This window comes from Lacrimispora sp. BS-2 (assembly GCF_040207125.1).
GTDB lineage: Bacteria > Bacillota > Clostridia > Lachnospirales > Lachnospiraceae > Lacrimispora.
Window position 1 is genome coordinate 1226502 of record NZ_CP157940.1, and the last position, 11896, is coordinate 1238397.

Genomic DNA, 11896 nt, shown 5'->3' on the forward strand with positions numbered 1-11896 from the left:
ATGAAGGACCAATTGGAGAAAATCAAACAGGAAGCATTAAGGCAGATTGAAGCTTCCGATGCGCTGGAAAAACTGAACGACATTAAGGTCGCCTATCTTGGAAAAAAGGGTGAGCTGACCAGTGTATTAAAGAGTATGAAGGATGTTGCTCCGGAAGACAGACCAAAGGTGGGGCAGATGGTAAATGATGCCCGGACCCTGATCGAGGGAAAATTAGAGGAGGCCATGTCCGCCCTGCAAAAAAAAGCCAGAGAAGAACAGCTGAAAAAAGAAGTGATTGATGTGACCCTTCCCGGCAGACGAAATAAAGTAGGCCACACCCATCCCAATACCATTGCACTGGAAGAGGTTGAAAGAATTTTCATTGGCATGGGATATGAGGTCATTGAAGGACCGGAGGTGGAATACGACTCCTATAACTTTGAAAAATTAAATATACCCAAGAATCATCCGGCAAGAGATGAACAGGATACCTTTTATATCAGCGACAACATCGTATTAAGAAGCCAGACCTCACCGGTTCAGGTAAGGACCATGGAAAAGGGCAAGCTGCCGATCCGCATGCTGGCTCCCGGCCGTGTATTCCGGTCAGATGAGGTGGATGCAACCCATTCTCCCTCCTTCCACCAGATTGAAGGACTTGTGATTGATAAAAATATCACATTTGCAGATTTAAAGGGAACCCTTGCAGAGTTTGCAAGAGAGCTTTTTGGCCTGGATACAAAGGTGAAATTCCGTCCACACCATTTTCCATTTACAGAACCAAGTGCGGAGATGGATGTTACCTGCTTTAAATGCGGAGGAAAAGGCTGCCGTTTCTGCAAAGGTTCTGGCTGGATTGAGATTCTTGGCTGCGGCATGGTCCATCCGAATGTGCTTACAATGAGCGGTATTGATCCAAATGAATATACCGGCTTTGCTTTTGGCGTTGGGTTGGAGCGGATTGCCCTGTTAAAATATGAAATTGATGACATGAGATTATTATATGAAAACGACATCAGATTCTTAAAGCAGTTTTAAGGAAAGGGAGATAGATCAATGAATACACCATTATCATGGATTAAAGCATACGTTCCGGATTTAGACGTAATGGCCCAGGAATATACAGATGCAATGACGCTTACCGGAACAAAGGTTGAGGGCTATGTAGACCTGGATAAAAACTTAGAGAAAATTGTAGTTGGACAGATATTATCCATAGAGCGTCATCCGGATGCGGATAAGTTAATCATCTGTCAGGTCAATGTTGGAGCGGAAACCGTACAGATCGTCACTGGCGCATCCAATGTAAAGACCGGAGATAAGATTCCTGTGGTATTAGATGGGGGAAAGGTGGCAGGAGGCCATGACGGCGGTCCTCTTCCGGAAGAAGGAATTAAGATCAAAAAGGGGAAGCTTAGAGGGATCGAATCCTGCGGAATGATGTGTTCCATTGAAGAACTGGGATTTTCCAGTGAAATGTATCCGGATGCTCCGGAAAGCGGAATTTACATTTTGCCTGAGGATACGGAAACAGGTGCTGATGCCATTGAGGTGCTGGGCCTCCGTGATTCCGTATTTGAATACGAAATCACCTCAAACCGTGTGGACTGCTACAGTGTAATAGGAATTGCAAGAGAAGCGGCTGCAACCTTTCATAAGACCTTTGTACCTCCGGTGGTAACGGCTACAGGCAACAGCGAGGATATCCATAACTATCTGAAGGTATCCGTAGAGGACAGCAGCCTTTGTCCCCGCTACTGCGCAAGAATGGTAAAAAATATCAAGCTCGCTCCTTCCCCGGTCTGGATGCAGAGACGCCTTGCCGCATGCGGAGTCCGCCCCATTAATAATATCGTGGACATTACAAATTATGTGATGGAAGAGTACGGACAGCCAATGCATGCCTTTGATTATGACCTGCTTGCAAATTATGAGATCATTGTAAAACGCGCGAAAGAAGGCGACACCTTCCAGACCCTTGACGGACAGGAAAGAAAGCTGGACAGCACCATTCTCATGATCAACGATGGGGAAAAGGCGGTAGGAATCGCCGGTATCATGGGAGGAGAGAACTCCAAGATCACCGATGAGGTGAATACCATGGTGTTTGAAAGTGCCTGCTTTGATGGAACCAATATCCGGCTTTCTTCCAAAAAAGTTGGATTAAGGACCGATGCTTCCGGCAAGTTTGAAAAAGGGCTTGACCCAAACAACGCCGAAGAAGCGATTAACCGCGCCTGTCAGCTGATTGAAGAGCTGGGAGCAGGAGAAGTCGTAGGCGGCATGATCGACATCTATCCGTCCAGGCGGGAAGGAAAAAGACTTCCCTTTGAGCCGGAAAAGATGAACAGACTTCTGGGAACTGAGATCGAACCGGAAACAATGCTTGGATACTTTAAAAAGCTGGATTTGGGATATGATGAAGGGGCAGGTGAAATCCTCATTCCTACCTTCCGCCAGGATTTAGGCTGTATGGCAGATCTGGCTGAGGAAGTTGCCAGATTCTTTGGATATGACAAGATCCCCGTATCCCTGCCCACAGGTGAGGCGACCACCGGCAAACTGTCCTATAAATTAAGAATAGAAGAGGCAGCCAGAGAAGTGGCGGAGTTCTGTGGATTTTCCCAGGGAATGACCTATTCCTTTGAAAGCCCCAAGGTATTTGACCGGCTGCTGATTCCGGATGACAGTCCTCTTCGTGTGACGGTGAATATATTAAATCCTTTGGGAGAGGATTTCAGCGTTATGAGGACCTCCCCTCTTCATGGAATGTTAAACTCTTTATCCACTAACTACAACCGCCGGAATAAGAATGTCCGCCTTTATGAGCTGGCCAATATTTATCTTCCAAAGGCGCTTCCATTAACAGAGCTTCCTGATGAAAGAATGCAGTTTACCCTGGGCTTTTATGGGGATGGGGATTTCTTTGATATGAAGGGCGTTGTTGAAGAATTCTTCGATAAGACGGGAATGCACAAAAAGCCTCATTATGATCCAAAGGGCGGAAAAACATTCCTTCATCCAGGGAGACAGGCAGATATTATTTATGATGGAGTGACCATCGGATATCTGGGAGAGGTTCATCCGGAGGTGGCTGACAACTATAAGATCGGGGAACGGGCCTATGTGGCTGTGATCGATATGCCATCCATGATCCCGTTTACAAGTTTTGACCGGAAATACACCGGAATTGCAAAATATCCGGCTGTTACCAGGGATATCAGCATGGTGGTTCCAAAGGAAATTCTGGTTGGACAGATCGAAGAGATCATCGATCAGCGTGGCGGAAAGATATTGGAAAGCTATGAGCTTTTCGATATTTATGAAGGAACCCAGATTTTATCTGGATATAAGTCTGTTGCCTATTCCATCACCTTCCGCGCAGGTGATCATACCCTGGAGGAGCAGGAGGTTCTTGCTGTTATGAAAAAAATCCTTAACGGATTACAGGGACTGGGAATTGAACTTCGGGCATAAAAGCCGTTTAACGTGTAAATTAATTAGGAAAGATGTCGGGATGAAAGGAAAATCATCCTGGCATCTTTTTTCTTTCGTACCTGCATGGAACTGGTAAATTCCGTCAATCCTTACGGTAAGAATGTAAGAAAGGACAGGAGGCAAAAAGATGTTAAACGGCCTTGATATTATAGAAATAACTGGAAGAAATGTTCGGGATTCCTGGGGATACCCGGGAGTAGAAGCTGAGGTGATCCTGGAAAACGGTGCCCATGGAAGGGCGGCGGTTTCCCTGGGAAACACCGGAAGGGCAGAGGAGCAGGCGAGGCTGGTCAATGACTGGCTTTCGGAGATCATATTGTTTGAGGATGCATCAGACCAGGGAAAAATAGACCGGATGCTTTCCCAGGCGGCAGAGGAAACAAGAGCAGAAGAAGACGGAAATCAGGGAGTTCTGGCTTTATCCATGGCAGTTGCAAGGGCAGCCGGTGCAGGACTTTGTCTTCCCCTTTACCGTTATCTGGGCGGAACCTCGGCTCCTGTGATGCCGGTTCCCATGATGAGCATGATAAGCGGAGGAGACGGGGATAAGGGTCTGGATTTTCATGAGATCATGATCGTGCCTCAGGGAGCAAATTCCTATTCGGAAGGACTGCGCATGGGAGTGGAGATTTATCAGACATTAAAAAGGCTTTTATCCATGAGCGGCTTTAGCACCTCCACAGGAGATGGGGGCGGCTTTGAACCGAATATGAAAAATTCAGAGGAAGCACTGCATTATTTAATGGATGCCTTTATGCTTACCGGATATAAGCCGGGAGAAGATGTGCTGGTGGCCATCAATGCAGAAGCAGACCGGTTGTACGTAAAGGAGGACGGTACCTACTGTTTTTCAAAGGAAAGCAGGAAGGGCGGAATCACCATAAACAGGTCACAAAAGGATATGCTCGCCTATTATCTGAGGCTGGCGGACGGATTTCCCATCTGTGCGGTCATGAACGGTCTTTGGAAAGGAGATCTGGAGGGAAGGGAGCAAATGATGAAGCTCCTGGAGCACCGCACCCTTCTGGTTTCCGATGATTTTGCTGCGTCCAACGCCACGGTCATTCGGATGGAACAGGCGGGGACCGTTACCGGGGCACTTGAAATGGTGGAAAAGGCAAGAAAAGCCGGACATAAGGTGATTATTGCCAGCGATGTGCAGGATACGGAAGAGTCTTTCCTTGCAGACATGGCGGCGGCTGTACATGCCGATTATGTAAAGAGCGGCGCACCGTGCAGAGGGGAATGCACAGCAAAATACAATGAACTTCTGCGCATTGAAGAATTTTACAGGAAAACCTGGCGGGCAGTCATGGAATGTTCCGGCTGACCGGTCAAAGAAAAAGAACCGAAATCCCCCCATTTACCGGTGAAGAATGATTATTTCCATGACTTAGGAATAAGTTGGATTCTTATGGATATATGCCATGGGCAGGACCTGATGCCGGGGCACATCAAAGGACGAACATAAAAATATAAAAATATATTGTATTTTCAGAAAAATTATGGTATGATATCCTATGTTTGACTATAGGAGGTGGGAAACGTGATCAGGATTATTTTATCAATCATATTTGTTATCATATGTGTTGCTTTATCAGCAATAGTCCTTTTACAGGAAGGAAAGAGTCAGGGCCTGGGTTCTATCGGCGGTATGGCAGATACCTACTGGGGCAGAAATAAAGGCCGTTCCATGGAAGGAAAACTGGAAAAATTCACAAAATACGGAGCAGTCCTGTTTTTCATTCTGGCACTGGTACTGAATCTGAATATACTGTAAAGATTAAACACTCTTGTGATATGGCAACAAGGGTGTTTTTTCGCATTATAGGGAAGTTTTGTAATACCTGCTGGTAAAGTGCAGATAATACTAGGAAAGAATGAAAAGAAAGATAGATAAAAATGATAGTTAAGAGAGGAAGACAATGACAGAAGAACAGTTAACGCAAAGGAAAGCCATGCTTCTCCAGCTGATTCATGATCCTGCCTATGTGCCTATGAAATTAAAGGAATTAGCCATTCTTTTTGACATTCCAAAGGAGCAGAGGGAAGATTTAAAAAAGGTACTTGATACACTTTTAGCAGAAGGAAAGATTGGCGTATCACAAAAAGGAAAATACGGAAAGCCGGATGTCGGCTCCATTGCCGGAGTGTTTTCCGGACACTCCAAAGGCTTTGGTTTTGTATCGGTAGAAGGGCTTGATCAGGATATTTTTATTCCGGAAGATAAGACAGGCGGCGCACTTCACGGTGATACTGTGCTGATATCTGCCGAATCAAAGCCCGGTAACGGAAAAAGGGCTGAGGGCCATGTGATTAAGGTACTGGTCCATGCAAATGAGGAGATCATAGGTTATTACCAGAAAAATAAGAGTTTTGGTTTCGTCATTCCGGACAACCAGAAGGTTTCAAAGGATATGTTCATTCCCCAGGGCAAGGACATGGGAGCTGTGACCGGTCACAAGGTGGTGGTTAAGGTTACGGATTTTGGCGGGCCGGAACGGAAACCGGAAGGGATCATAACGGAAATCATTGGCCATGTCAATGACCCTGGCACGGATATTCTTTCTATTGTAAGAGCTTACGGACTTCCTGAGGAATTTCCGGACAGTGTGATGAAACAGGTAGGAGCAGTGCCGGATGCGGTTACCGGCAAAGACATGCAGGGACGCCTGGATTTAAGAAATTTACAGACAGTTACCATTGACGGAGAAGATGCAAAGGACCTTGACGATGCCATTACCATATCAAAAAAGGGCGGAGTCTATACCTTAGGTGTTCACATCGCTGATGTTACAAATTACGTAACAGAAAACAGTCCATTGGATGAGGAAGCTTTAAGGCGGGGCACCAGTGTTTATCTTGTGGACCGGGTAATCCCCATGCTGCCCCATAAGCTGTCAAATGGAATCTGCTCCTTAAACCAGGGAGAAGACCGGCTGGCTTTAAGCTGCATCATGGACATTGATGAAAACGGCAATGTAATGGGACACCGGATAGCGGAAACCATCATAAACGTGGACCGGAGAATGACCTATACGGCAGTCAATGCCATTATAACCGACCGGGATGAGGCGGTTATGAAGGAATACGAAGCGTTTGTTCCCATGTTTGAGCAAATGAAGGAACTGGCTGATATTCTACGGGAAAAGAGAAAGAAGAGGGGCTCCATTGATTTTGATTTCCCGGAAACAAAGGTGATTCTTGATGAACGTGGAAAGCCTCTGGAAATCAAGCCCTATGAGAGAAATGCGGCAACAAAAATCATCGAGGATTTTATGCTGATGGCAAATGAGACGGTTGCGGAGGATTATTTCTGGCAGGAAATCCCCTTCTTATACCGTACTCATGACAATCCGGATCCGGAAAAGATGAAGAGCCTTGCAACTTTGATTAATAATTTTGGATATTCCATCCGTTTCCACAACGGTGAAGTTTACCCGAAGGAAGTCCAGAAGCTGCTTGCCAATGCAGAAGATACGCCGGAGGAGGCTCTGATCAGCCGTCTGGCCCTGCGTTCCATGAAGCAGGCCAAGTATACGGTTTCCAATACCGGGCACTTTGGTCTGGCTGCTAAATATTACACCCACTTTACCTCTCCAATCAGAAGATATCCGGACTTACAGATCCACCGTATCATTAAGGAGAACTTAAGATCAGGCTTAGCTGAGAAGAGGATCAGCCATTACGATAAGATCCTTCAGCAGGTGTCAGTCCAGTCTTCTGCCATGGAGCGGAGGGCCGATGAAGCCGAGCGGGAGACCATTAAGCTTAAAAAGTGCGAATACATGTCCAGACACATTGGGGAAGAGTTTGACGGAGTGATTTCCGGTGTGACCAACTGGGGGCTTTATGTGGAGCTTCCTAATACCGTGGAGGGCTTGATTCATGTGAATCAGCTCCAGGATGATTATTATCATTTTGATGAAGAGCATTATGAGCTGGTAGGAGAAATGACAAAAAAGACCTATAAACTTGGTCAGCCTATCAGGGTCATGGTGCTGGGTACGGATAAACTTTTGCGTACCATCGACTTTATTCCGGCGAAGAGTTTTGAAGAGGAATAACAGGAGGAACGAAAATGGGGAAAGAGAGTTTCAAATTGATTGCCAATAACAAGAAGGCATATCACGATTATTTTATTGATGAAAAATACGAAGCCGGCATCGAACTGGCCGGAACAGAAGTAAAATCCATCCGCATGGGCAAATGCAGCGTAAAGGAATCCTTTGTCAAAATTGATAAAGGAGAGGTTTATGTTTGTGGCATGAACATCAGCCCTTATGAAAAAGGGAATATCTTTAACAAGGATCCGCTGAGAGTCAGAAAGCTGCTGCTTCACAAGGCTGAGATCGGAAAGCTGGATGCAAAGATCGCCCAGAAGGGATATACCCTGGTTCCTCTGCAGGTATATTTTAAAGGCAGCCTTGTGAAGGTGGAGATCGGCCTTGCCAGAGGTAAAAAGCTATACGATAAAAGAGATGACATTGCTAAAAAGGATCAGAAAAGAGAACTGGAAAGAGACTTTAAGGTGAGAAATCTTTAACTGACTAACACTTTATCAGGCCTCCTGAATAATCTGTACAGAAAGCTGTTTTAATGCTAAAATAACCTTAGAAAATGTTGGAGGGAAAACGGATGGCATTATACGATTACGTAGGGGCATTAAGGCGGGGCCGTAGGCAATATCAGGCTTCCGTATCAAAGGGAGAATATCCCTATCTGCCGGTCCTGGATGAGATACTGTCTTTTACGGATATTGTTTCGGAAGTGAACTTGGGGATTATGGATATTCCTCTGGAAAAAGTGGTAGGAACGAAAACGGAGGGGCGAACCAGCGCCTTTGCCAGTAATTTTATGCCCCTTTTGTCGGAAAGATCGGAATTTGGAGCGAAATGGGCGTATTTATATGACCACCAGATTGAAGAAGGAATCCATGATCCTATTGAAGCTTATGAATTTATGAACCAGTATTACGTTCAGGAGGGCAACAAGAGGGTCAGCGTTTTAAAATATGTAGGTGCTTTCAGCATCTCGGCCTCCGTCACCCGCCTGATTCCAAAGAGGACCGATGACTTAGATAACAAGCTTTATTATGAGTTTCTGGATTTTTACCAGGTCTCCTTTAACTGCGACATCTGGTTCAGCAAAGAGGGAAGCTATGACAAGCTGATAAAGGCCATGAATAAAAATCCGGGAGAGCCCTGGAGCGAGGATGACAGGATTATCTTTAAGTCCGCCTATGACCGCTTTTCCAAAGCATTTCATGCCTTTGGCGGTGATGATTATGATATGACCTGTTCGGACGCGTTTCTGGTTTATGTGGAGCTGTTCGGATACCGGACGGTGAAGGACCGGATCGAGGGGCAGATAAAAAAAGATCTTGTGAGGATAAAGGATGAAATCCTTCTGGCTTCCAGAGGCAATAAGATTGCTTTGGTTGAACAGCCGGAAGAGATAGCAGAAGCATCGGATAGTCCACTTAAGCTCATCAACTGGCTGCGCCCGTTCCAGGCCATTGAACCGCAGATGTTAAAAATTGCATTTATCCATGCGAAGACAGCGGAAAATTCAAGCTGGGCTTACGGGCATGAGCTGGGAAGGATGTATCTGGAGCAGGCGTTTAACGGTGCCATTCAAACGGTTGCATTTTTTAACGCAGATACGGAGCAGGAGATTGCCAGTGCCATTGAACTGGCAATTGCGGCCAGGTGCAACGTAATATTTACTACGAACTCCCAGATGATAAGTCTAAGTGTGAAAACTGCAATCGATCATCCGGAGATAAAGGTTTTCAACTGTTCCGTTAATATGTCTTATTCTTCTATCTGTACCTATTATGGAAGAATGTATGAATCGAAATTCCTTATGGGAGCTTTGGCAGCGTCCATGTCCCGGAATGAGAAGATCGGATATATTGCCGATTATCCGATCTACGGCACCATTGCCAACATCAATGCATTTGCTCTGGGAGCCAGGATGATCAATCCATATGCCAAGGTGTACTTAGAATGGTCAAAGGTAAAGGACCGGGATGCTCATGCAGAGCTGGAAAAAGAGAAAGTTACCTTTATCTCAGGGGATGATATGATAACTCCTCAGACGCCCACCAGGGAATACGGACTTTACCAGAAGAATCCCGATGGAAGCCTTAAAAATCTGGCGAGCCCGATCTGGCACTGGGGGAAATTTTACGAAAAAATTGTCAATATTATATGCCATGGAGATTCCGACAGGAAAGAAATGAAGGGGAAACAGGCCATCAATTACTGGTGGGGGATGTCGGCAGATGTGATTGATGTCATCTGCTCTCACAATCTGCCTCACGGAACAAGCCGGTTGATTACATTTTTGAGGAATTCCATACGGGCTGGAAGCTTTCAGCCTTTTGAAGGAACTATTTATTCTCAGGACGGACAAATCCAGTGTGGGGAAAACGAAAGTCTTACTCCGGAGGAAATAACCACCATGAACTGGCTGACAGAAAATGTGGTGGGACAGATTCCGGCATTTGATGAGCTTACACAAGAGGCTCGGTCTCTGGTACGTCTCCAGGGACAGACAATATACGAGAACACGGATATGGAGGAATAGTGTGAAGATCCTGGTACTGTCTGACCATGAGTCAAAATCACTGTATGAATATTATTCACCGGAAAAATTAAAGGACATTGATTTAATTATTTCCTGCGGAGATTTAAGAGCGAATTATCTTACGTTTTTTGCAACATTTTCCCATGCCCCGGTCTTTTATGTCCGGGGAAATCACGATGGCAGGTATGAGGACTGTCCACCAGAGGGCTGCACCTGCATTGAAGATGATATTATAACCTACCAGGGAATCCGGATTATGGGGCTGGGCGGTTCCATGGAGTACATTCCGGGTTCGCCGAACCAGTACACGGAACGGGGGATGGAGCGGAGAATCAAAAGAATGTGGTGGAAGCTTAAGAAGAACAAAGGCTTTGATATTCTTGTCACTCATGCTCCGGCATTTCAGCTCAATGACCTGCCGGACCTGCCTCATCAGGGTTTTTCCTGTTTTAAGGAACTGATGGACAAGTATTCTCCCAAGTATTTTCTTCACGGACATGTCCATGCCAATTATGGGAAGAGCTTTAAGAGGGAAGACCAGTATGGCGGCACAAGGGTCGTAAACGCCTATGAATATTATATTATTGATTATCCGGAAAAGCCGTAACAACCTGGGTATGAGTTACATATAATATAAGAGAGGCCTGATAGATGAAACCTAAAAAAGAATATTGACAATCTGAACAGGCGATAGCTATCTTAAGCTATAGGGCCGGGTTGCCAAGTGCGACAATGGATGATTTCATTGCATCTGTGGGACAGTAGTTTGCTCAAATTGTTCCATAGGTGCATTTTTTGTATCACAAAATATGCAAATATATGGATTGAGAGCTTGCCGCAGGTGCCGTAGGGCTATCTTATTCAATGGGAGGTACTGATATGGAACGGATTAAAAAAAGGAAAAAAGAAAGGGATTCCATAGGCATTGCCATGCACGTATCAATGGTCACTATTGTGATCAATCTGCTCCTTTCAATATTTAAGATGGCTGCGGGTATTCTGGCACATTCAGGAGCCATGATTTCCGACGCGGTACATTCGGCATCCGATGTGTTAAGTACGGTTGCCGTCATGATAGGAGTGAACATAGCCGGTAAAAAGTCAGATAAGGAACATCCTTACGGCCATGACCGCATGGAATGTGTGGCTGCCATCATCCTGTCAGCCATGCTTATGGCTACGGGAATTGTAATTGGCGTAAGCGGAGCCAAAAAAATCATGGCAGGAAACGTGGAAGGAGCGGTGGTTCCCGGGTTGTTTGCATTGGTTGCTGCGGTTTTGTCCATTGCCGCAAAGGAGTGGATGTACTGGTATACAAGGGCGGCAGCAAAAAAGATACATTCAGGAGCAGTCATGGCAGATGCCTGGCATCACCGTTCTGATGCACTGTCTTCTGTAGGAGCTATGATCGGCATTGCCGGAGCAAGGCTTGGCTGTCCGGTTCTGGATTCGGTAGCCAGTGTGGTAATCTGTATTTTTATCGGTAAGGCGGCAGTTGACGTATTTCGGGATGCAATGGATAAGATGGTAGATAAAGCCTGCGATGATGAAACAGTTCAGAAAATGAAAGAAGCCGCCATGGCGGTAATAGGAGTGAAGCAGATTGATGATATCAGAACCAGGATGTTTGGAGCCAAGGTGTATGTGGACATTGAAATCGCGGCTAAAGGAAATCTGGTTCTTGTGGAATCCCATGAAATCGCGGAGAAAGTACATTTATCCATTGAGAAGAACTTCCCGGATGTAAAGCACTGCATGGTACATGTAAATCCATTGCCTGAACCTGAAAACCAAAGAGCTGACCAGGAATGCCCGTAGGTTT

Annotated in this window: 9 protein-coding genes and 1 riboswitch; all 9 genes read left to right on the forward strand. The window is 45.7% G+C overall.

The window, feature by feature from the left end; genetic code table 11:
* A complete protein-coding gene (gene pheS, locus ABFV83_RS05850; protein WP_349947987.1) occupies positions 1-1020 on the forward strand; it encodes a phenylalanine--tRNA ligase subunit alpha in 1020 nt (339 codons plus the stop codon).
* An 18-nt stretch (positions 1021-1038) separates the two neighbouring features.
* Positions 1039-3459 carry a phenylalanine--tRNA ligase subunit beta gene (pheT, locus tag ABFV83_RS05855; protein ID WP_349947988.1) on the forward strand — a complete coding sequence of 807 codons (2421 nt, stop codon included), beginning with the start codon at positions 1039-1041 and terminating at the stop codon, positions 3457-3459.
* 148 nt (positions 3460-3607) lie between these two features.
* Entirely contained in the window at positions 3608-4810 is a 1203-nt protein-coding gene (gene eno, locus ABFV83_RS05860) for a phosphopyruvate hydratase (protein WP_349947989.1), read from the forward strand.
* 216 nt (positions 4811-5026) lie between these two features.
* Entirely contained in the window at positions 5027-5260 is a 234-nt protein-coding gene (gene secG, locus ABFV83_RS05865; protein ID WP_038283119.1) for a preprotein translocase subunit SecG, read from the forward strand.
* A gap of 178 nt (positions 5261-5438) precedes the next feature.
* Positions 5439-7547: a ribonuclease R gene (gene rnr, locus ABFV83_RS05870; protein WP_349948871.1), complete on the forward strand. Its 2109-nt coding sequence runs from the start codon at positions 5439-5441 to the stop codon at positions 7545-7547.
* A gap of 14 nt (positions 7548-7561) precedes the next feature.
* The gene (gene smpB, locus ABFV83_RS05875) at positions 7562-8026 is read left to right on the forward strand and encodes an SsrA-binding protein SmpB (RefSeq protein ID WP_349947990.1); all 465 of its coding nucleotides are present in this window, start codon (positions 7562-7564) and stop codon (positions 8024-8026) included.
* A gap of 92 nt (positions 8027-8118) precedes the next feature.
* Positions 8119-10074, forward strand: a complete 1956-nt coding sequence (locus ABFV83_RS05880) for a BMP family ABC transporter substrate-binding protein (RefSeq protein WP_349947991.1) — start codon at positions 8119-8121, stop codon at positions 10072-10074.
* Between the two features lies 1 nt (position 10075).
* Positions 10076-10681: a metallophosphoesterase gene (locus ABFV83_RS05885; RefSeq protein ID WP_349947992.1), complete on the forward strand. Its 606-nt coding sequence runs from the start codon at positions 10076-10078 to the stop codon at positions 10679-10681.
* A 62-nt stretch (positions 10682-10743) separates the two neighbouring features.
* Positions 10744-10838, forward strand: a riboswitch (NiCo riboswitch).
* Positions 10839-10938: 100 nt separating this feature from the next.
* Positions 10939-11892 (forward strand): cation diffusion facilitator family transporter, encoded by a 954-nt coding sequence (locus tag ABFV83_RS05890; RefSeq protein WP_349947993.1) that lies wholly within the window; start codon positions 10939-10941, stop codon positions 11890-11892.
* Positions 11893-11896: the final 4 nt, after the last annotated feature.